18 protein-coding genes and 1 other RNA gene are annotated in these 23495 nt (G+C 36.5%); 2 read left to right on the forward strand and 17 right to left on the reverse strand.

The features are described from left to right. Positions 1-6: 6 nt before the first annotated feature. The 6 genes from MKY70_RS26510 to MKY70_RS26535 form a co-directional block, all read right to left on the reverse strand. Positions 7-1329, reverse strand: coding sequence for a TniQ family protein (locus MKY70_RS26510; RefSeq protein ID WP_341026108.1), 1323 nt, complete (start codon positions 1327-1329; stop codon positions 7-9). A gap of 510 nt (positions 1330-1839) precedes the next feature. Beyond that, positions 1840-2781, reverse strand: a complete 942-nt coding sequence (locus MKY70_RS26515; protein ID WP_341026109.1) for a hypothetical protein — start codon at positions 2779-2781, stop codon at positions 1840-1842. A 97-nt stretch (positions 2782-2878) separates the two neighbouring features. Then, on the reverse strand, positions 2879-3682 hold the full coding sequence (locus MKY70_RS26520; RefSeq protein ID WP_285603485.1) for a hypothetical protein: 804 nt from the start codon (positions 3680-3682) through the stop codon (positions 2879-2881). Between the two features lie 603 nt (positions 3683-4285). After that, positions 4286-7381, reverse strand: coding sequence for a type I restriction endonuclease subunit R (locus MKY70_RS26525; protein ID WP_341026110.1), 3096 nt, complete (start codon positions 7379-7381; stop codon positions 4286-4288). After that, positions 7382-8647, reverse strand: a complete 1266-nt coding sequence (locus tag MKY70_RS26530) for a restriction endonuclease subunit S (RefSeq protein WP_341026112.1) — start codon at positions 8645-8647, stop codon at positions 7382-7384. Then, positions 8637-10157 carry a class I SAM-dependent DNA methyltransferase gene (locus MKY70_RS26535; RefSeq protein WP_341026114.1) on the reverse strand — a complete coding sequence of 507 codons (1521 nt, stop codon included), beginning with the start codon at positions 10155-10157 and terminating at the stop codon, positions 8637-8639. The genes MKY70_RS26530 and MKY70_RS26535 overlap by 11 nt, the downstream gene beginning before the upstream one ends. Before the next feature lie 565 nt (positions 10158-10722). On the opposite strand from MKY70_RS26535, the gene MKY70_RS26540 reads away from it, so the two are divergent. Continuing rightward, positions 10723-11598, forward strand: a complete 876-nt coding sequence (locus MKY70_RS26540) for an APC family permease (protein WP_341026116.1) — start codon at positions 10723-10725, stop codon at positions 11596-11598. Positions 11599-11811: 213 nt separating this feature from the next. On the opposite strand, the gene MKY70_RS26545 is transcribed toward MKY70_RS26540, so the two are convergent. The 8 genes from MKY70_RS26545 to MKY70_RS26580 all read right to left on the reverse strand — a co-directional run bounded on the left by MKY70_RS26545 (position 11812) and on the right by MKY70_RS26580 (position 18580). After that, positions 11812-12051: a topoisomerase C-terminal repeat-containing protein gene (locus MKY70_RS26545; RefSeq protein ID WP_341026434.1), complete on the reverse strand. Its 240-nt coding sequence runs from the start codon at positions 12049-12051 to the stop codon at positions 11812-11814. A 238-nt stretch (positions 12052-12289) separates the two neighbouring features. Next, positions 12290-12644, reverse strand: a transfer-messenger RNA (tmRNA) gene (gene ssrA / locus MKY70_RS26550). 125 nt (positions 12645-12769) lie between these two features. After that, positions 12770-13237, reverse strand: coding sequence for an SsrA-binding protein (gene smpB, locus MKY70_RS26555; protein WP_002034685.1), 468 nt, complete (start codon positions 13235-13237; stop codon positions 12770-12772). Between the two features lie 458 nt (positions 13238-13695). Further along, entirely contained in the window at positions 13696-16128 is a 2433-nt protein-coding gene (gene rnr, locus MKY70_RS26560; RefSeq protein ID WP_445662079.1) for a ribonuclease R, read from the reverse strand. Between the two features lie 155 nt (positions 16129-16283). Continuing rightward, a complete protein-coding gene (locus tag MKY70_RS26565) occupies positions 16284-17024 on the reverse strand; it encodes an alpha/beta hydrolase (protein ID WP_162836430.1) in 741 nt (246 codons plus the stop codon). A gap of 161 nt (positions 17025-17185) precedes the next feature. Next, entirely contained in the window at positions 17186-17419 is a 234-nt protein-coding gene (secG, locus tag MKY70_RS26570) for a preprotein translocase subunit SecG (RefSeq protein ID WP_002016062.1), read from the reverse strand. Between the two features lie 94 nt (positions 17420-17513). Then, entirely contained in the window at positions 17514-18206 is a 693-nt protein-coding gene (locus MKY70_RS26575; protein WP_002129877.1) for an LrgB family protein, read from the reverse strand. Beyond that, a complete protein-coding gene (locus MKY70_RS26580) occupies positions 18203-18580 on the reverse strand; it encodes a CidA/LrgA family holin-like protein (RefSeq protein WP_002016064.1) in 378 nt (125 codons plus the stop codon). The genes MKY70_RS26575 and MKY70_RS26580 overlap by 4 nt, the downstream gene beginning before the upstream one ends. Before the next feature lie 286 nt (positions 18581-18866). Here MKY70_RS26580 and MKY70_RS26585 point away from each other — a divergent pair, with 286 nt between their 5' ends. Next, positions 18867-19817 (forward strand): nucleoside hydrolase, encoded by a 951-nt coding sequence (locus MKY70_RS26585; RefSeq protein WP_002034741.1) that lies wholly within the window; start codon positions 18867-18869, stop codon positions 19815-19817. A gap of 54 nt (positions 19818-19871) precedes the next feature. On the opposite strand, the gene eno is transcribed toward MKY70_RS26585, so the two are convergent. Genes eno through tpiA form a run of 3 tightly spaced genes read right to left on the reverse strand, consistent with a single transcriptional unit; the run spans position 19872 to position 23479 of the window. Further along, on the reverse strand, positions 19872-21167 hold the full coding sequence (eno, locus tag MKY70_RS26590; RefSeq protein ID WP_000103948.1) for a phosphopyruvate hydratase: 1296 nt from the start codon (positions 21165-21167) through the stop codon (positions 19872-19874). 30 nt (positions 21168-21197) lie between these two features. Beyond that, the gene (gene gpmI / locus MKY70_RS26595) at positions 21198-22727 is read right to left on the reverse strand and encodes a 2,3-bisphosphoglycerate-independent phosphoglycerate mutase (RefSeq protein ID WP_002129880.1); all 1530 of its coding nucleotides are present in this window, start codon (positions 22725-22727) and stop codon (positions 21198-21200) included. Then, entirely contained in the window at positions 22724-23479 is a 756-nt protein-coding gene (gene tpiA, locus MKY70_RS26600) for a triose-phosphate isomerase (RefSeq protein WP_002016069.1), read from the reverse strand. The genes gpmI and tpiA overlap by 4 nt, the downstream gene beginning before the upstream one ends. Positions 23480-23495: the final 16 nt, after the last annotated feature.

The raw sequence follows: 23495 nt of genomic DNA on the forward strand, positions 1-23495 counted from the left end.
TACCTCCTATCCTGAGTAAGTTTTATCTTCTATTAATTCATTAAAATAATCCCTTAGCTTCTTGTCCTTTAGTAACCCTGGCTTATTTGCCATTTCCTCAATTCTTCGTCTACTTGGGTATACCCCTTGTTGTATAAGACTTTTCACATTTTGATTAATCATCAGACAATTACCAACATAAATTTGAGTTGTCTTTTCTTTAATAACACTTGCATTCTTTGCTGAAATGGCTTTACACAAATTGGGGAAGTGATTGTAAAGCGTTCTTTTGGAGTATCCTAACTGTTTAGCTAACACATTCATTGATACGGTGGATTGTGAGTGGTGGGCATATTTTTGAAGTATTGATAAAGCTGTATCATAATCAAATTTTATTTCTCTTTTTTTAGTACCTTTCGAATAAGCCCCTGCATTGAAAGCTATTTGCTCTTTATTTACATTTATATCTTCGATATAAAAATTAACTGGTGAAATATTAAATAAGTAACATATTTCCAACACCCTAGCCAGTGGAGGTAACACTTTTCCATTACACCAATCCCACAGAGTTGTCTTTGCTAAATTTAAGTTTCTTGCAAACTCCTGCATGTTTCCCTCTGTATAAATATCAACAAGATGATTTAAGTTTCTAATGATTTGTTGCTTACTCGCTAAAGTTTTGATTTGTTCTTTATGCTTTATAATTTGTTCTGCCATTAAAGTTATTTTGTAATCAAAGTCATTTTCGTCTGAATGTTTATTAGAGTTTGTTGCTCTTCCAAGCCAATTGTTGCAATAAGGACAATACCCATTTTGACTTTTTCTGTGTAAGATCGGTATCCTTTTATGACATAAAAAACACTCAGTTTCTAGCTTACACTTATGCTTTGAACATGTATTAACCATTTCAAGGCTCCACAACAGAGGATTATAAATGGCATCCCCAGCATTAAGTTGTTCTTCATAGCATACTGAACACCACGAGAGATATTTTTTTAATAAATAACGTAATGGCACTACTTCTTTTATCGATGCTAACGTCAATTTACCCAATTCCTCTACCTTAGTAATTCTTCCTAAGGTATCTATCATATCTAGCGCGTTGTTTCCAAAACCATTCATTGTCTTTGCACCATCATAAAATCTATTGCCACCTCTTGTAGCACTTTTGATAAGAAATTCTTTATCCAATATTGGTGCAATAACATAAGAGATTAACGAAGATGGATAGACTTGATGCGCTTCTGATAACCTAATCAAGTAACTTGTTAAAGACTCAATATATGCCCCCTCTACGCCAATGGGGTGTAAACTATACAACTGACTCCTTTGCGAATAGATACTTCTCATTTTTAACACCGCACTTTTTTAATATCCTATTACAAATATGGACACTTATCTCTTTATGTAAACTAGTGCAGTGATACGATTAGATGCATCGAGTGAAAAAATACAGTGCTGCTTTTAAATAAAGTCAAGGTGTTTATAAAAGGGATACGATGTTTCGCCCCTTGTATCTATTTATCTAAATAGGCGTATTTATAATGAAGAGAAGATTGGAATTGAAAGGAAAATTGAGGAGCTGTTGAGTAGTAATAAAGTTACTCTGCTAAAGGGCGCTATTGCTTAAGAACAAAGGTGGAAAATAATCACTCTTTTTTCAAAATCGATTCTTCTTATTTACTAAAAATACGGGTTTGCGAGACACTTTTGGTTAAACTCTATTCCAAAGCAACATTTATCCTTAATTGGACAGTAATTAAATTAAGAATAAATAAAAATAAGGTAAGGGGTTTTCCTCACCTTATTTTTATTTTAAAGATATTTAATGAGACAGAACTTCCATGCAAAAAAGGCAGTTTAAAACAGAGTATAAAAAGATACCATTACCTTATTAATTACATTTTTTGCTTCGCTTGATAGCTGACGAAGTTGATTAAATGTAGATAAAGGCATAGTGTATAATTTTGGATTACCGTAACTAGTATATTCCTTTACTTCTATGATTCCTCGTTCAGCTAGATTTTCTATTACTCCGTGATAATTATTTACTATATTAGTTGTCAAGCCTTTTCTTTCTTCCCAAGCTTTTATCTTTTGCAGTGTTTCTTGTTCCATCCATCGGAAACCAAAATTACGGTTTTCAGTATCAAGTGTGTAACGGAGTACTAAATATTCATTTTCGGTTAGCTTATCAGATAATATGATTTGTTCTAAAAAAAATTCATTTATTTCTTTAGCAGCCTCTTTAGGATGAGTGAAATGTAAATTATTCCCCTCATTCTTTTCGCTTACCACTTCATTTTTCTTTTTATAATTGACTACCTTTTGATATAAATGATCAATAATTTTATTTACATTATAAGGAGCATACACTCCTTTTTGTCCGTATGTTTCTTTATAAGTATTAACCTCTCTGATTTCATCAAAATTAGCATTCATCGGAACATACTTGTCTACAAAATAGACCATAACTTCTTTGTTTTGCTCAATAAAAATACTAATTTCCTCAAGTGTTCCAGATGAATGCCTTGTTGTAGGTGTACCAAGCTTTGCCCAAAACACACCAATAAGAATATCACATTTGTTTACTAACTGTTCGTTTATAACCTGCTGTGCATCAGTTCCACCGTAAGCTGGAACAACATCTTTTTCCCAACGACTTGGGAGAAGGATAATTTGCATATCTTCAGCAAATCGAGTATTCCATTCAAAGATTGCTGTTTCAATCTCATCACGTTCTTTTTGAACATCTGAAGGTGAGGCAATCAAAACACGTAACACTTCTGCTTTAAAGCTCATTTTATCAACCTCGTTCTGTTATCAATAATTCAAATAATTATCGGCAAAACTTTAGTATTAAAATACTTCACTTCTACACTAATGGGGCGAGCCCCCTTTATACAAAATTTTTATCGTATCTTCTAATCAAATGTGAGGTGATTAAAATCACAAGGTGTAGACGAAAAGTACTTTCCTCTATATCGGATAATCCGGGATGAGGTCCGGCAGGATGGAGGTATTTATAAAAGCCATTAATCAATCCGGTTCCGTTTCCTACCCACTCATTTAGTACCGTATCAAATAAAGGTGGATTCGTCCTTGATAGAGCAGTTCTTCTAGCGTGGCTGTCAACTCCCGCAGCACTTAAACTTCCGTAAATCGAAGCAGCCATTTCATCGAATAAACTTTCAACATAAGTACGAAGCTGTCCATTCGCAGCCGCCCATTGACCTTGTTCATGTGACTCTATCCCTTGTTCTAAATGGCCTTTAGGGGTGCTAAAACCATGCTTATCTAGTAAAATGAAAATTTCTTCTTTTGAACCTTTAATATTTAATGAATTAGGTAATAACCTTTGTAATTGATTATTTTCAATATCGAATCCATCTTGTTTCAACAATAGATAGAGACTAGGATGTTCAGAGTCAAAAGACAAATTTTCCTTATAGGAAAATCCATTAATGCGTTGCAGCCTTTTAATTTCTTCATCGATAATCTCACTCACTACCTCATAGGTTAGGTGCTCATCGTTCTTACTTACTAAATACTTTGCTATTGATGTGAGCCGTGCTGTTTTTGAAACACCTGAAATATCTGCATCTTCTAATCCATGTTTAAATATAAAATTATTGAGTTCTGCATGACTTTTAAGATTTTCTGCAAGTGTGAAAGCCTCAATAATCGTTTTTCTTGAAAACATAACTAAAACCCCCTGATTTTAAAGAAACATTATATCCCTTTGGAAAATTTATCCTTACCTTTATTTTTTAATATATATTTATTATAATTCAATTCAGTTTAAAATGGAGGGATTTAACAGAATTAAAAAGCAGAACATAATCATAAAGGTTTAGTTACTGTTTCTGATCAAACTTTTTTATAAAATCATGTATTTTCATGAGATAAAAAGATTATTTTGATCAATCTTTTTCAAAAATAAAACTTAATCGTGTTGATAAATCAACGTTCAAAACGTATTTTGAACTGATTTTATTTAATAGAGTTAATCCATTACATGATGTTGGTTTTAATAATTTATGAAAGTTTGATTAAAGAATAACTACAAGAGCGGATTTAATAATAAAAATAAACGCTCATTTTGAAAAAAGTTTGATCAAAATGAGCGTTCTCTATTTCAGTTATATATAAGTTTTTATAAGCATCGTAACTTTATTTTAAAGCCACACTTTCCTATAAAGTAAAGAATTGTTTCGAATAACTATATGTAGCATATACAGTAAAATCTTAATTTGCTAATTATTAAAAACTGGATACGAAAGTAATTTCGTATCCAGTTACTAACTTATAATTCTAACACTAACTGTTCTGACATCCGCTCTGCTTGTTCAATTACAATTTCAATCGCATCCTCTTGAAGATCAGGTGGATAACCATACTTTTTAAGCAACCGTTTAACATTTATACGCATTTTCGCACGAGCGGATTCACGTAAATTCCAGTCAATACTCATGTTTTCTTTGATGGACTTAGTTAATTCATGCGCAATAATTTTTAACGTATCATCACCTAAAACTTGTTCAGCGGTTTCATGTGAAGCAAGAGCATCATAGAACGCAATTTCTTCCTTAACCATACCAGTTTGTTCGCCACGCTTATATGCTGCATCCATTTCTTTTGCAAGTTCGATTAATTCTTCGATAACTTTAGATGTTTCAATTGTACGCTTATTATATTTATTTAGTGAGTTCTGTAGCATCTCTGAAAATTTACGTGCTTGGATAAGATTACTACGTTGAACATTTTTCACTTTTCCATTTAACAAGCGATTTAATAATTCTACTGCTAAATTCTTTTGAGGTAATGCTCGAACATCTTCTAAGAATTGATCTGACAAAATTGAAATGTCAGGATTTTCTAAGCCGAGTTCCTTATAAATATCAACAACATTTTCAGAAATGACCGATTTCGAAATAAGTTGGTTAATTTTAGCATCCATTTGTGATGCTGTTTTCTTTTTACTGCCATCACCGATTGTTTTTACTATACTTGCCTTTACTGCTTTAAAGAAACCAATTTCATCGTTTAATTCCTCAGCTTCTGGTGTTGTTGCACAAAGAGCATACGCCTTTGAAAGCTCTGTTACTGTATTTAAAAAGCGTTTCTTTTCATCCTCACCTAAGCCAATTACATAATCCATCGTATTCACAATCGCTTTAATGCGAAATGATGATTTTTCAGATTTGTAGCCTGAATAATCGTGTCCATGTAGCATTTCTAATACAAGCTGATGCTTCTCTAGCATCACATCAACCGCTAAAGCTGTATCAACCCCTGCTGTTTTGCGATCACTGTCCGTATATTGCTTTAAGGCTTCTTTTAAATTGTCTGCAATCCCAATATAGTCGACAACAAGACCACCTGGTTTATCTTTAAACACACGGTTAACGCGTGCAATTGCCTGCATCAAGTTATGCCCCTTCATTGGTTTATCAACATACATCGTATTCATTGCAGGAACATCAAAGCCTGTGAGCCACATATCACGCACAATAACAATTTTTAGAGGATCATCATTATCTTTCATACGACGAGCTAAAAATTCACGACGTTTTTTATTGCCGATAAATGGCTGCCATTCCACAGGATCACTTGATGACCCTGTCATCACGATTTTAATAACACCTTTATCGTCATCATCTGAGTGCCAATCTGGTCGTAATTTCATGATTTCTTTATACAGATCAATGGCAATACGACGTGACATCACAACAATCATTGACTTTCCAAACATCGCTTGTTGACGTTCTTCGTAATGATATACGATATCTTGTGCCATTTTTTCAACACGTGAACCTGCACCTGCAATTGCTTCTAGACGTGACCACTTTGATTTTAATTTTTCTTTAACAGATGTTTCTTGGTCTTCGGTAATATCTTCATAATCATCATCAATTGATAACCCTTCTGGTAATTCCAGTGGTATAACACGTGATTCATAGAAAATTTTTACCGTTGCGCCGTCTTCGACAGCTTGTGACATATCATAAACGTCAATATAATCACCAAATACGGCAGGTGTATTTTTGTCACTAGCTTCAACAGGTGTACCAGTGAACCCGATAAATGAAGCATTTGGTAAAGCATCGCGTACATACTTGGCAAAGCCATACTTCGTATTGTCTTTTGTCACAGTTGCACTAAAACCATATTGTGAACGGTGTGCTTCATCAGCCATTACAATAACATTTGTACGATCCGTTAAGCATGGCATTTCTCCAGTCTCTTCATCTGGTGCAAATTTTTGAAGCGTGGTAAAAACAATTCCTCCCGATTCCACGCTTAATAACTCTCGTAAGCTATCACGTGATTCAGCTTGGCTCGGTGTTTGACGTAAAATATCCTTAGACATTGAGAATGTTTTATAGAGTTGATCATCTAAGTCATTTCGATCAGTTAATACAACAAGTGTTGGATTGTTCATCGCTTTAATGAGCTTTCCAGCATAGAATACCATCGACAAGCTTTTACCAGATCCTTGCGTATGCCACACGACACCAATTTTATGGTCACCATTTTGTGCTGTTGCTAGTTTCGCCTTTTTAACTGCTTTATTCACTGCATGATATTGGTGGTATGCTGCTAAAATTTTGAATGTATCGACACCATCAGTTTGAAATAAAATAAAGTTTCGCACAATATCAAGCAAACGACTATGCTCAAGCATTCCTTTAATCATCACTTCAAGTTGCGGCTCAGCAGGGCTAGCTAGTGTCTCACCATCTACCGTACGCCATTTCATAAAACGTTCTTCATTAGCAGTTAATGAACCAGCACGTGCATTAATGCCGTCACTCGCAATTAAAAAGGCATTGTAACGGAATAATGTCGGTATTGCGTGCTTATACGTTTGTAACTGATTATAAGCATCTGTAATATCAATATCTTCATTCGTTGCATTTTTTAGTTCAATGACGACAAGTGGAAGTCCATTGACAAACACGATAATGTCAGGACGTTTATTGGCTTGTCCTTCGATGACTGTAAACTGGTTCACAGCCATAAAATCATTGTTTTTAGGATCTTCAAAGTCGAATACATACACAGATACAGTTGGGTTATAACCATCTGTACCTTGTGTTTGTATTTCAATACCGTCCGTTACAAATTTATGGAATTGCTTGTTATTGAGAACAATATTAGGTGAAGCGTTGGCAATAATCTTTTGCACGGCCTCTTCAATAACTTTTCGATCTAATATTGGATTAATCTTTTTTAACGAATCACGCAATCGGTCAACTAACACAACATCATGGAAACTCTCACGTTCAGCGTAATCGCCATCTGGTGCAATATCTGGACCTTCTACAATTTCATAATCCATTTCTTCTAACCATTCAAGTGCAGCAATTTCTAATTCTGATTCGTTATACTTAAACAACTAATCCACCACCACTTCGTCTGGTATTTTGATTTCTCCTGATAATAATTTAGGGAGAAGGGTATCGCGTAGTTCAGATAACTTTTTATTTTCTTGTTGTTTATTCCAAATCACCTTATTTTGAACTTCAATTATTTCGGCTAGCACAGCTAGTTCTTTTTTTTGAGGAAGTAATATTTTCATTGATAAAATATCGTCAGCTTTAATAGAAGGATAGGCACTTGTACTTTGTTCAGCTATTGCCTGTAATTTATCTGTTACTTCTTTTTGAGTAAGCCATAAATAAATTAAATCATTTGGATACACACCTTTACTTCTTAAAACTGTAAACCCAGTTGAAGCTATCATATTTTCGGTAGGTTCTTTTATTATTCCGTAATGATATTGGTTAGGACGAACTGTAGAATATACAATGTCATTAGGTTGTATTTTTCTTTTAGCTCGGCTTGGAATTTTATCTTTAGTGGCATCAATAAATTGTATATTTTCTATAGAATTATTAGTTATATTACTTGTATCAAGATAATTAATATAAGACCAGTTATCCTTTTTAGATAGACTTCCTTTATTAGCATCACATACATCTTTTATTGTAATTACTGTCCAGTTCTTAGGTATCTCTCCTAACTCACTTTCCACCATTTCGCCGCCACTTGATTTATACGGTTGTCCTTGTTCATTTGGAAATTCAAAATCGATAAACCAATGTTTGAAAAGGGTTTGAGCGAATTTTTCTAAGTTATATATTATCTCTCTATTAGTTTTAATTAAGTTGTCAATAGGTTTTAAAGTATTGACAACTTTAATCTGTTGTTTCACACCTGGTAAATAGAATTTATAGTCACGCATGGTTTTTAAGGATACATTCTTTATTGTAGTACCTGTAGCAAATTGTCTTATATAGTTTTGAAAATTCCCATCCTCTACAATATATCTTATATAGTCTTTATTAATTTCTTTTTTCACGTTAAAATAACATGCACTTTTTCCTAAAATAACTTTTTCATTTTTATATGTCGCTACATTTCCCAAAGTTCCATTAATAGATACCAATATTGTTCTAGAATTTAATTTTTTTTTATATTTTAGGTATTCACCCAAGTCAACTTTCTTTGTATTTTCTTTAATGACAATATCCCCATTAATTAAATTATTTCCATTTATAAAATGGTACTCTCCATTGATATCATATTTTGGGGTTCCATGTAGTCCATCACCTAAGAGATCAACAACTTCTCCCAAGGTAATGAAAGTATTAAATTCCATATCCGATCCCTCCCAATGCTCGACGGATCTGGTCTTCTAGCTCTTTTGATTTAGCGAATTGCTCTGACAGTTTTCCTGTCAAATGAGCCATCTTTTCTTCGAATGGTTCCCCATCATCTTCTTGCTCTGCTAATCCAACATATCGACCTGGTGTTAAAATATAATCATTTTCTCGTACTTCTTCTAAAGTTGCTTCTTTACAAAATCCTAGTTCATCTGCATATGTTTGCTCATTCGTCCCTCTCCATGCATGGAACGTATTTGCTACTTTTTTAATATCTTCTAAGGCGAATTCTTTTAGTGTACGTGTTGCCATGAAGCCTAGATTACATGCATCAATGAATAGTATTTTATTGTTTCTTTCATGCTTACCTGTTTTCACTTTGTTTTTCGACACGAACCATAGACAAACGGGAATTTGCGTTGAGTAGAATAGTTGACCAGGTAAAGTAACGATACATTCCACTAAATCGTTTTCGATTAAGTTTTCACGAATGTCACCTTCACCACTTGTATTTGATGACATTGAACCGTTAGCTAAAACGAATCCTGCTGTGCCAGCTGGTGCTAGTTTTGACACCATATGTTGTACCCAAGCGTAGTTGGCATTACTTTTTGGTGGAATACCGTATTGCCAGCGTACATCGTCTGTTAATTTCTCGCCACCCCAGTCACTAATATTAAATGGAGGATTGGCAATAATATAATCTGCTTTTAGGCCCTTATGTAAATCATTATGGAATGTATCTGCATGGTAAGCGCCTAAGTTTGCATCAATTCCACGAATTGCCAAATTCATCTTCGCAAGCTTCCATGTTGTGGGGTTAGACTCTTGTCCATAGACAGATAAATTATCAATACGTCCTTGATGTTCTTTGACGAATTTCGATGATTGAACAAACATACCACCTGAACCACAAGCAGGGTCATATACACGACCTTTAAACGGCTCTAACATCTCAACAAGTAATTGGACAACAGTTGAAGGTGTATAGAATTCGCCACCATTTTTTCCTTCTGCACTTGCAAATTTACTTAAGAAATATTCATATACACGACCTAAAATATCTTTTGAGCGGCTTTCTTCATCACCGATTTTAAATGAAAATAAGTCGATTGTTTCACCTAAACGTGTTTTATCTAACTCTGGGCGTGCAAATGATTTTGGTAGTACCCCAACAAGTGAAGAGTTTTCCTTTTCAATTGCAACCATCGCTGCATCGATTAATTGACCAATTTCAGGTTTTTTCGCATTGTCTTTGATGAATGACCAACGTGCTTCTTGTGGCACAAAGAAAATATTCTCTGCTACATATTCATCGCGATCTTCTTCATCCGCCCATTCATCCGCCATTAATTCCTCGTATTTTTCTTCAAAAGCATCCGATACATATTTTAAAAATAGCAATCCTAATACAACGTTTTTATATTCACCTGAATCCATCGATCCACGTAATTTATCTGCCATCTGCCATAGCTTTTCTTCAAAACCTAAGTTTGCTGTCGCCACTTTGTTGCCTCCTCGATACTCTATGAAACGTCACATAGTAAATGATAAATTTCTTCGTTTCATATATTTTCACTTATAAGTTTTTCACATCAATATATCTATTATAACAGCTTGAAGCCTTAAGATTCTTCATCTATTCATATACTATATTAATTATTATCACATAAAGATTCTTTACATAAAATTATTAAATTAATTTTCCTTTTAATAATCGTGCCCTATGTTTAACGTTCTTCCTACTACGCTTAGCTTTTTTCACAACAATTCCTTCTCTTTCTATCTTCACTTGTAATTCCGGCATCTAAGTAACTAATGTTGATTTAAAATAAAGTTCAATCATTTATAATAAAGATTGATAAAAAGATTCGTTTTGTAGAGTATTTCTTTGTTCCACAATAGGGCCATTGGATGAAATGTGTGGCTTTAGAATAAGGGTATGACGTTTATAAAAAAGTTGCGATGCATTGTCTCTTTCAATTGAGGAATTTTAATCAAACTTTATTCTAAAACAACTATATAATTTGGTAAAATAGGAAAGAAAATTTAATTAGGAATGGTGGAAAGTATGAACTTTAAATCGGCATATTTTGTAATAGCTTTTTCTGCAATTTTAATTATTGCTGGGGTTTATCGTTTTTTCGATTCTTCAATCCCTGCTATCGTTATTGCCCTTATATCTGTAACAGCTACTTTTCTAAGCATTTCAGATTTGCTGGAAATGACCAAATTCAAAAAGTATTCTATAGTAACACTCGGCATTGCACTTATTAGCTTTGTAGCTCTAATGATTAATTGGATATATCCGGATAAGGCAAACAATGCATTTATCTCTTCTATGGGTGATGGCTTTACGGTGATAGGTTTTGGGATTGTAATTGGTTTATATGGATTAAAAGAAATATTAGAATCTCAAAGAAAAGAAGATGTTATAGAATCAAATGAAGAAGACGTTATAGAAACAGATGAAATGATTAGAAATTGGAAGTTTGAAATAACATCAAATGAGTATAATGAAATGATGCAACTTAATGACATAATTGAGAGATTAAAAAGGTTAGACCAAGAAGCATTTCCTTTTAATAAAGTACATGATGGATGGTGTTTATTTCATGACTCTTTAGCTGACTATTGGAACAGTTTACAAGGCCCCTTTTTTGACGGGGCCAATCGAAATAAATATCATGAATTTTTATGCGTATTAGGTAATGCAACAGATAAAATTGGAAGTGTAGCAGATTCTGATAATCCTAGAACGTTTAGATATAGAGAGGTTGAAATGTGGAATGAGACAATTGCAATTACTATTCGACCAAAAATGAACAATAGTGATTTACCAAGTACGGATGATTTAATGGAAGGTATAAACAAAGTGTTATCATTGTGGGATGAATTAAAGGATTTAGTTAATAGACGTTATGAACAAGAACGATCAAGTCAATAGAAAAAATATGATATTGAATACCTGACACCGCATTTACATAAAGTTATACTGTTTATAAAAATGTTTACTGTTCTATTGGTAGTGATATTAAAAAGAGGTAGCTTGCTATTTACAAGCTACCCCTTACATTTAGATATTGATTGTCATACAAATTGAAACTTTTTTCTTCATGAATTCTACAGTTTGCATATATGACATTTCCTCTCCATATACCTACTTAGAAAATGCAACAAAATCAATTAATTCTTTTTCGTTCAGCTTTACTACCGCATTGTACGTATTTTTATCAGCTTTTTTAATATTCTTAATCACCGTTTCTTTACCTTCGAGCAAGTTTTTCACATTTGTTTTTCCTAACTTCTTCTTACGGGAATTATCAGGTAAAGTAAACTGACATTTAGGATAGCTCGCGCTGTAGCTTTGAAATAGAGTCGTACTGTTTATAAAAAAGATGTATCGTTTTAATCTTTTTCGATTAAAGAATTCTAATTAAGTTTTAATCAAACTTTATTCCAAGGCTACATATTGGCTATAAACTATTAAATACATGAAAAATATTAGCAAACAACAAGAAAGGCCACTCCCTCACAGGAAGCATAAGTTGGCCGTAAACTAAAAGAAGCATAAGTTGGCCAAAACGGCCATCTTATGCTTCTTGTTATAAATAAAAAACCACCAAACAGTTATGTATTGGTGGAGACGGTGGGAGTCGAACCCACGTCCAAAAATATCGGCACTTAAGCTTCTACGAGTGTAGTCGATATATTAGCATTTCGCGAACTCTTCGGCCTATCGACAGGCTTCCAAGTTGCTAGTCTGATTGTTCTCTTCCTTCGCCCTCAGACGGCGAACTCCGGCGTAGTCCACTTAGTTTGAGTCCCTTACCCTACCACATGGACGATGGAGGGAGGAACCTTTAGTGCAATTAAGCAGCTAAAGAAAGATTGTTTTGTTTGCCAATTATAGGCTTTGACGTTTTAACGAGGCCGATCCCCTCGACTCGCAACCTAAGCTCGAACTATCCCTGTCGAATCCGTAACGTCCCCATGATAAAAATGGAGCATACGAAGAAATATCGTGATAGCTACTAAGAGCTGTTTTTCAATGTGCAACAATCTTACATAAGTTATTATATCATACGCGCGCCGTTTTACAAATGTAAATATCTGTATTACATCTTTTGACGATCACGGAACACGCGTGCAATTTCACGTTTAGCTTCTTTCTCTTTTAAATCGTGACGCTTATCATATTGCTTCTTACCTTTTGCTAAACCAAGTGCCATTTTCGCAAATCCATTTTTCAAATAGATTCTAACTGGAACTAATGCATATCCTGTTTCTTTTGCGTAACCTGCTAGCTTATCAATTTCTTTTTTATGAAGAAGTAACTTCCTTGTACGTAGCGGATCGTGATTGAAACGATTCCCTTGTTCATATGTATTAATATGCATATTATGAACCCATACTTCACCGTTATGTATACGTGCAAACGCGTCTTTCAAGTTCACGCGTCCAGCGCGAATCGACTTAATTTCCGTTCCTTGAAGGACAAGCCCTACTTCGTATGTTTCTTCGATGAAATAATCATGAAATGCCTTTTTATTTTGCGCAATAACCTTACCTGTACCTTTTGGCATATAACGTCCCTCCTCTATTTTTACCATTGTAACAAATGTAAACAAAAAGCGAAAGTGGCTCGCTCAGAATGTGAGGTGGATGGAGCTTCTGACCTTGAGGCGTTCTTTGCCTCCTGGGAAGAAGCGAAGCCGCCAAACATTCTAGCCACTGTAGCTGGATTCAATAAAAAGCGAAAGTGGCTCGCTCAGAATGTGAGGTGGATGGAGCTTCTGACCTTGAGGCGTTCTTTGCCTCCTGGGAAGAAGCGAAGCCGCCAAACATTCTAGCCACTGTAGCTGGATTCAATAAAAAGCGAAAGTGGCTCGCTCAGAATGTGAGGTGGATGGAGCTTCTGACCTTGAGGCGCTCTTTGCCTCCTGGAAAGAAGCGAAGCCACCGAACATTCTAGCCACTGTAGCTGGATTCAATAAAAAGCGAAAGTGGCTCGCTCAGAATGTGAGGCGAAGCCACTCTTTTCTTACTTGCGCTTTTTCTTTTTCTTCTTGAATCCTGGTACATTTTCAAAGAATCCTTTTTTCTTCTTACCATTACTATTACTATTACCATCTTTTTTCCCTGGCTGACTAGCGGATGTGGATGCAGATGCAGATGCTTTTCCTTGTCCTTTTCCTTGTCCACCACGATCAAACTTTCTTCCTGTGCCGCGTTCACCACCGCGCTCATTACTACGTTCGCTACGTCCACCGCGTTTCTTTCTGCCTGTTCTTGGCTGTTCAATCACAACTGGACGATCTTTGAACTTACGACGAGGTGTGCCTTTCATGCCAACGATTTCAAAGTCGATTGCACGCTCGTCTTTATTTACGTTAATAACACGAATTGTAATTTCGTCACCGATGCGGAATACGTTACCTGTACGTTCTCCGATCATCGCAAAATGTTTTTCGTCATAACGGTAGTAATCATCTGTTAAATAGCTAACGTGTACAAGACCTTCAATTGTATTTGGAAGCTCTACGAATAAACCGAAGTTTGTTACAGAGCTAATCATACCGTCATACTCTTCACCGATCTTATCGACCATATACTCTGCTTTTTTCATTTCGTCTGTTTCACGCTCTGCTTCAACAGCACGGCGTTCCATATTAGAAGAGTGCTCTGCAATCTCAGGTAAGTTTTCACGCCATTTCGCTTGCGTTTCGTTGTCTACTTTACCATTAATGATGTATTCACGAATCAATCTATGAACAATCGTATCTGGGTAACGACGAATTGGCGATGTGAAATGCGTGTAGAACTCAGTTGATAAACCAAAATGTCCTAAGCTGTTCGAATCGTAACGTGCTTGCTTCATAGAACGAAGCATAACTGTTGAAATGACTATTTCTTCCGGCTGACCTTGAACCATTTCAAGAATTTGCTGCAATGCACGAGGGTGTATTTCATTTGCACGTCCCTTTACTGCATATCCGAAGTTTGTTACAAACTCGAAGAAACGCTCAAGCTTATCTTCTTTCGGATCTTCATGGACACGGTACATAAACGGTACGTTCATCCAGTGGAAATGCTCCGCTACTGTTTCGTTCGCAACAAGCATAAACTCTTCAATTAACTTCTCTGATACAGAACGATCACGCATTACAACATCAGTCGGTTTTCCTTCTTCATCTACTAGTACTTTCGCTTCTTTAAAGTCAAAGTCAATCGCACCACGGCGCATACGTTTTTCACGTAAAATTTGTGCTAACTGCCCCATTTCTTTAAACATTGGTACTAGCGGCTCGTAACGTTCAATTAGTGCTTCGTCTTCATCTTCTAAAATGCTTCTTACGTCAGCATACGTCATACGCTCTGTCGTTTTAATTACACTTTGGAAAATCTCGTGTTTTACAACATCACCTAGATTGTTGATTTCCATTTCACAAGATAGTGTCAGACGGTCTACTTTCGGATTTAATGAACAAATACCGTTTGATAAACGATGCGGAATCATCGGAATTACACGGTCTACAAGATATACACTCGTTGCTCTCTCTGCTGCTTCAACATCAATTGGAGAACCTTCTTGAACGTAATGACTTACATCCGCAATATGAACACCAAGCTTATAGTTACCGTTCTCAAGCTTCGTTACTGTAACAGCGTCATCTAAGTCTTTCGCATCCGCACCATCAATTGTAACAATCATTTGATCACGTAAATCACGACGATCTTTTATATCTTCTTCTGAAATCGTTTCTGGTACACTGTTTGCATGCTCCATCACTTCTTCAGGGAATGCTAAAGGTAAATGATGTTTATGAATGACAGATAAAATATCTACTCCTGGGTCATTTTTATGACCTAGAATTTGAATAACTTCACCTTCTGCACTTAAACGGTTCTCTGGGTAGCCCGTAATTTTCACAACTACTTTATGGCCTTCTACAGCGCCCATAGATGCACTTTTCAAGATGAAAATGTCACTTGTCCAGCGTTTATTGTCAGGTATAACAAATCCAAAGTTCTTTGACTCTGTATATGTACCAACTAGTTCCTTCGTTCCACGCTCTAAAATACGAACAATCGCGCCTTCTTGGCGTGATCCACTTGATTGTGCGCTAACACGTGCTAATACTGTATCACCATGAAGTGCACCATTTAATTCTGTCGGCGGGATGAAAAGATCATCATCTCCTGTTTTCTTCTCTTCTGGAACGACGAACGCAAAACCACGTGCGTGCCCAATTAATTTACCGCGTACTAAATTCATTTTTTCTGGAAGACCGTAGCGGTTACTACGTGTGCGGATAACAAGCCCCTTCTCTTCCATCATTACAAGTGCCTTTACGAAATCTTTAAAGCCCTCAGAGCCTTCGATTCCAAATGCCGATTCTAATTCTTGTATCGTTAACGGTTTATACGCTTCTTCCCTCATAAATAATAACAACTTATCAATATGTTCTTGCATGATTTCTTCCAAGCAGAAATACCTCCTTTAAACCCTTATATTATTTAGTGTATCCGAAAGATGGGGGATGTATAAAGTGAAACTTTCATCATCTCCCAATGATTTTTTACAGTTTTCACAAAAAATTCCTTATGAAAAAAAGAGGCAACTAGACCTTACCAATCTAGTTGCTCCAAGAAGTTATATACATCCTCATGTAGCACATCACGTTCTTTATCAAGTGTAATGACATGCGTAGAGTCTTCATACCATTTAATGTCTTTTAACGTAGATTCTACACCGTTATAAATAATGTTAGCACTATCTGTATTAATCATCTCATCATGGCGTGCTTGTACAACGAATGTTGGAGCATAAATCATATCAACATTATTGCGTACGTCACGAATCAACTCTTGTAATGCTTTTAATGTATTCATCGGTGTCTGTTTAAATTCAAACATTTCCTGCTCAATACGTTCTGGTGATTTTTGCTCACGCTTTTTATATTCGCGGGCATATGCCAATATACCTTGGTACATAATTTCTTCACTTTTAATGTACATCGGTGCACACATTGGTACAACACCTAAAATCGGTAATGTATAAGCAAGTTTTAATGAGAATACTCCGCCTAATGATAATCCAACCGCAGCTATTTTCTCGTAGCCTTGATCTTTTAAATGCTGATAGGCATTCATTACATCTTTCCACCAGTCTTCAGGACCTGTATGAACAAGCTCTTCTGGTGGTACGCCGTGTCCTTTATAAATTGGCGCATGACAAGTATAGCCTTTCTTCTCTAAGAAACGCCCTAGCATGCGTACATCAGCTGAGTTCCCTGTGAATCCATGCAATAATAAAACAGCGCGGTCTCCACCTTCAAATGTAAATGGTTTTGGAGATGCTAATTTCATCATGTACTTCTCCTCTTTCTCTTCTGTAATCTAGTCGTATTCTTTCTATTCTTAGTGTACCATATTTATAATTCTATAATCTAATTAGAAACTTTTTTCGAATAACAAATTAAAAAAAGAAGAACCATTAGCATAATCCGCTAACGCTTCTTCTTTTAATTTTATAAATTTAAGTACGTAACACCAATTGTTAGTACGAAGAATAGTACAGCTAAGACAACTGTAACACGGTTTAATACCGCTTCAATTCCACGTGCTTTTTGCTTACCAAACAATTGCTCTGCACCACCTGAAATAGCGCCTGAAAGGCCTGAGCTATTACTAGACTGCATAAGTACCATAACAATCATTAAAATCGATACAATAATAAGTAAAACTGATAATAACGTATGCACTTGGCGTACCTCCTACAAAGATTCAGTTATTTTAAATGTAGCATAAATCCTATAGAAAAGCGAGAGCTATAGAATCGCTCTCGCTTTTCTTCTATTACATGAACATCATTGCGAATAACGGTCCAAGCAAACATGTCAAAATTGCTGTTAATGTCATTGTTACCGATCCAATAACACCTTCATGCTCATTATTTTTCATCGCTCTCATAACACCCATAATATGAGACGCACATCCAAAGCCAATCCCTTTACCAACTGAGTTTGTAACACGGCTCCATTTTAATAAAATTGGTCCTGAAATCGTTCCAGTAATCCCTGCGATAACGACGAATGCTGCTGTTAAGGACGGGACACCACCAACTTGTTCAGATACACTCATCGCAACTGGCATTGTCACTGATTTTGGTAAAGAAGATAAAATTAAGCTTTTATCTGTTCCCATAAGTGTGGCGATAGCAAAATCACTTGCAATAGCAACTGTTGTACCTACTAATACACCACCAGCAATTGGTACAACATATTTTTGCAAAACATGACGTTGTTTATAAAGCGGGATTGCAAATGCTACAACACCTGGTCCTAGTAGCTTCGCAATCCAGCCACCACCACTTTCCATATAATTTTGATATGGTATATCAAGCATTATAAATAAGAAAGCCATTAATCCTGTTGCAACAAGCATTGGAATGGTAAATGGTGTTGGAAATAATTTGTAGATTTTTTTAGATAATTGATATAATAGCACCGTAAAAAGAACCCAACCGATTCCGATTAATATTTGGCTCATTGTGTCTCTTTTTCCTTTCTATTCGCAAGATATTGTCCTGTATGTCCTGCGACAATAATAATTAAAAACGTACTCGCTACAACTGTAATGAAAAGGGAAATTCCTTTACTCATAAAAAAAGCACCGTAATTCATTAAGCCAAGCGTTGGCGGAATTAATAAAAACGGCATAATAGCAACGAGTGTTTCTGCTCCTAAATCAAACCATTTCACTGGAAGTACTTTTAGGCTAAGCAAAACAAGTAGGAGGAACATCCCAATCAAACTTCCTGGAATCGGAAGATTCAACATTTCTTGCACCCAATTTCCAACCATATAAAATACATAAAGAGCAGCAATCTGGACAAGAATCTTTGTAAGTTTCATGTTCATCATCCCTCATGTTTATACGATCTTCTGTTAATATCCTTATCATAGTATAAATTGTAAAAACCTGCAATTTATCAAATCGACAACGAAAACCAACTATATTATACGCTTACACCCTTGATATGACTGCGTTTCCTAATGTGATTTATGTCAAAAACCTTGACCTAATATATAAAGTTTATATTTTCTGAATTTTGTTGGTTATTATTTTAATAAAACAAAATTCTTCACTCCATTTTTATTCTGCCTTCTCTCTAGCACACATATATATATAAAGATAGGTGGTGAACGCATGTCTAAAAAAATTCTCATTTTTTGTGATCCTGGAATCGACGATGCGATAGCCCTCCTCCTCGCATTCTTTATCGATGAAATTGAAATTGTTGGGATTGTCGCTGATTACGGCAATGTTCCAAAAGAAATGGCCGTACAAAATGCTCATTTTCTTAAACAAAAATCAAGAAATAGAGATATGAAAATATTTGGTGGTTCAGACCGTCCTCTCAATGGAGGTCCACCCGCTTTTTTTACTAATATTCACGGTAAAGAAGGGTTAGGGCCAATCATCCCAAATGAAAAGTTACAAAACGGAGAAATGGAGAATTTTTTTGAAGTTATCCCTCTTATCGAGCAGTATAAAGACGAACTAATCATTGTAAGTTTAGGGCGACTCACTTCCCTAGCTGCTTTATTTATTTTATGTAAAAACTTAATGCAGCAAATTAAATCTTATTATGTAATGGGTGGTTCCTTTCTGCACCCAGGTAATGTAACTCCCGTATCAGAAGCGAATTTTTATGGCGATCCAATCGCGGCTAACATTGTATTACAATCTGCATCCAACATGTACATATACCCTTTAAATGTAACTCAGTATTCCATCGTTACACCTGATATGGCTGAATATATTGAGGCGAAAGGAAAGGCTTCTCTCGTCAAACCTCTATTCGATCATTACTACTATGGATATTACGAAAAAATTTTACCACAATTAAAAGGCTGCCCTTTTCATGACACGATACCGATATTAGCTTTACTTGATAATTCTATGTTTACCTACTACAAATCACCAATTACCGTCATGACCGAATCTTACGCTCAAGGAGCAAGCATCGGTGATTTCCGCTCTTTAGTAGGACCAAGCCCATTCACCAATCGGCCCTCGCAGCAAATTGCTATCGATTTTGATTATAATCTCTTCTTTAAATACTTCATGTCACTTATGACAGACGAACAATTTTAGCAAAAAAAAAAAAACAGACCGTGATTTCTCACGGTCTGTCGTTATTTTCTACAATTATCGTTTGATGTTGTAGAAAGATTTGATACCATCGTAAACAGCGATTTCGCCTAGTTCGTCTTCGATGCGTAGTAATTGGTTGTACTTAGCAATACGGTCAGTACGGCTCATAGAACCAGTTTTGATTTGGCCAGCGTTAGTTGCAACTGCGATGTCAGCGATTGTAGCATCTTCAGTTTCACCAGAACGGTGAGATACAACTGCTGTGTAACCAGCACGTTTAGCCATTTCGATAGCTTCGAAAGTCTCAGTTAAAGTACCGATTTGGTTAACTTTAATTAAGATTGAGTTAGAGATACCTTTTTCGATACCTTCAGCAAGTTTTTGCGTGTTAGTTACGAATAAGTCGTCACCAACTAATTGTACTTTATCACCGATACGCTCAGTTAATAATTTGTGACCATCCCAGTCGTTTTCGTCTAAACCATCTTCAATAGAGATGATTGGGAAGTCTTTGCAAAGCTCTTCGTAGAAATCAACCATTTCTGCAGAAGTTAAGCCAGTACGGCCTTCGCCTGCAAGGTCATATTTACCAGTTTCTTTGTTGTAGAACTCAGAAGAAGCAACGTCCATTCCTAAGAATACGTTCTCGCCAGCTTTGTAACCAGCTTTTTCGATAGCTTCGATGATTACTTCTAATGCTTCACGGTTAGAACCAAGGTTTGGAGCGAATCCACCTTCGTCACCTACTGCAGTGTTAAGACCTTTGTCATGTAATACAGCTTTAAGTGCATGGAATACTTCAGCACCCATACGGATTGATTCTTTGAATGTTGGAGCACCAACTGGTAAGATCATGAACTCTTGGAAGTCTACGTTGTTATCAGCGTGAGAACCACCGTTGATGATGTTCATCATTGGAGTTGGTAATTGTTTTGCATTGAATCCACCAAGGTAACGGTATAATGGAAGACCTACGAAGTCAGCTGCTGCGTGAGCTACTGCCATAGATACACCAAGGATAGCGTTAGCACCTAGTTTACCTTTGTTTGGAGTGCCATCTAATTCGATCATAGCACGGTCGATACCAGCTTGGTCAGTTACGTCGAAACCAACGATTTCTGGAGCGATTGCTTCGTTAACGTTGTTTACTGCGTTAAGAACACCTTTACCAAGGTAACGAGATTTGTCACCGTCACGTAATTCTACTGCTTCGTGCTCACCAGTAGATGCACCACTTGGTACGATAGCGCGTCCGAATGCGCCGCTTTCTGTGTAAACTTCTACTTCTACAGTTGGGTTACCACGAGAGTCAAGGACTTCGCGAGCATAAACATCAATAATTGTTGACATAATAAATTCTCTCCTTTTTATATAAGCAAATTATTTAATAATTGTTTTACCTGTCATTTCTTTCGGTTGTTCCACATTTAAAAGTGTAAGCATTGTTGGGGCGATATCTCCTAAAATACCACCTTCACGAAGCTCTACATCATTTTTTGTAACGATGAAAGGAACCGGGTTAGTTGTATGAGCTGTCATTGGTCCACCTTCAGCAGTTAACTCCTGATCGGCATTACCATGGTCAGCAGTAATAAGTGCTACACCATCTTTTGCAAGAATCGCTTCTACAACTTTTCCTAAACATTCGTCAGTTGCTTCTACTGCTTTAATTGTTGGTTCCATCATCCCAGAATGGCCAACCATATCACAGTTTGCAAAGTTAAGAATGATAACATCATGTTTATCATTTTCGATGTCATTTACTAAAGCGTCCGTTACTTCATAAATGCTCATTTCAGGTTTCAAGTCATACGTTGCAACCTTCGGTGAGTTAATTAAAATACGCTCTTCTCCTGGGAATTCAGCCTCACGACCACCGCTAAAGAAGAATGTAACGTGCGGATACTTTTCAGTTTCCGCGATGCGAAGTTGCTTTAATCCCGCTTGCGCAACAACTTCACCTAATGTGTTATCAAGGTTCATTGGCTTGAATGCCACGTAACCATCTACAGTTTCACTGAAATGTGTCATACAAACGAACTCAGGAATGTGAGGTACTTTTTCACCACGATCGAACTCACGGAAGTCTTCGTTTGTAAATACACGAGCAATTTGAATTGCACGGTCTGGACGGAAGTTATAGAAGATAACTGCATCATCATTATTGATTGTTGCAACTGGCGTGTCATCTTCGTTAACAATTACAGACGGCAATACGAATTCATCATGAATACCATTTGCATAAGAGTCTTCTACACACTCTTCTGCTGATTTATAAGTAGGGCCTTCACCATTCACCATAGCACGGTAACATTTTTCTACGCGATCCCAGCGCTTGTCACGGTCCATGGAGTAATAACGACCAGAGATAGTCGCGAATTGTCCTACTCCTGTTTCTTTAATTACTTCATTTGTTGCATCGATATAACCTTTTGCTGTTTGTGGTCCAACATCGCGGCCATCTAAGAATGCATGGATATATACTTTCTCCACGCCTTCTTTTGCTGCTAAGCGAAGAAGAGCAAACATATGGTTCATGTGACTGTGCACACCACCATCAGAAAGTAAACCGAATAAATGAAGAGCAGTACCTTTTTCTTTCACGCTTTTAATTGCATTTTGGAAAGTTTCGTTCTGATCGAACTCACCTTCACGAATTGCAACGTTTACGCGTGTTAAGCTTTGATATACGATGCGGCCAGCACCGATATTTAAGTGACCAACCTCTGAGTTACCCATTTGACCTGCTGGAAGACCTACTTCCTCACCAGAAGCTGTAAGCGTTGTGTGAGGGAATTTGTTCCAGTAACCATCAAAATTAGGTTTCTTAGCTTGTGCTACAGCATTCCCGTAAGTTTCTTCACGTAGTCCGAAACCATCAAGAATGATTAAAGCTGTTGGCTTTCTCATTTTACCGCCCCCAGAAGACCTAAGAACGAAGCAGGCTCTAAGCTAGCACCGCCAACTAAAGCGCCGTCGATGTCAGATTGTGCCATATACTCTTTAATGTTTTCTGGTTTTACGCTACCGCCGTATTGAATACGAACAGCTTCTGCAGCTTCTGGAGAAACAGCTTCTGCAACAACTTTACGGATGTGCGCACATACTTCATTTGCATCTGCAGAAGAAGAAGATTTACCTGTACCGATAGCCCAGATTGGCTCATAAGCGATAACAGTTACTTTAACTTGCTCTTCTGTTAAACCTGCAAGTGCTTTTGTTACTTGACCTGCTACTAGATCAAATGTTTTTCCGCTTTCGCGCTCTTCTAAAGTCTCACCACAACAAACGATTGGTGTTAAACCATGTTCAAATGCTGCAAGAGTCTTTTTATTTACTGACTCGTCTGTTTCAGCAAACATTTCACGACGCTCAGAGTGGCCAAGTACTACGTAGCCTACTTTTAAGTCGCTAAGTGCTACTGGGCTAATTTCGCCAGTGAATGCACCATTTTTTTCGAAGTGCATGTTTTGTGCACCTACTTGTAAGTCAGTTCCTTCAGCCTTTGCTACTAAGCGCTCTAAGAATAGAGCTGGCGAACAAACTACTGCATCAACAGCTGAAGCTGCTGGGATTTGACCTTTAACTTCCTCTACGAAGCTAACTGCTTCAGATAGAGTTTTATTCATTTTCCAGTTACCTGCGATAATTGGTTTACGCATGCTTTGCACCGTCCTT

This window comes from Bacillus sp. FSL R9-9492, from assembly GCF_038007365.1.
Lineage (GTDB): Bacteria > Bacillota > Bacilli > Bacillales > Bacillaceae_G > Bacillus_A > Bacillus_A mycoides.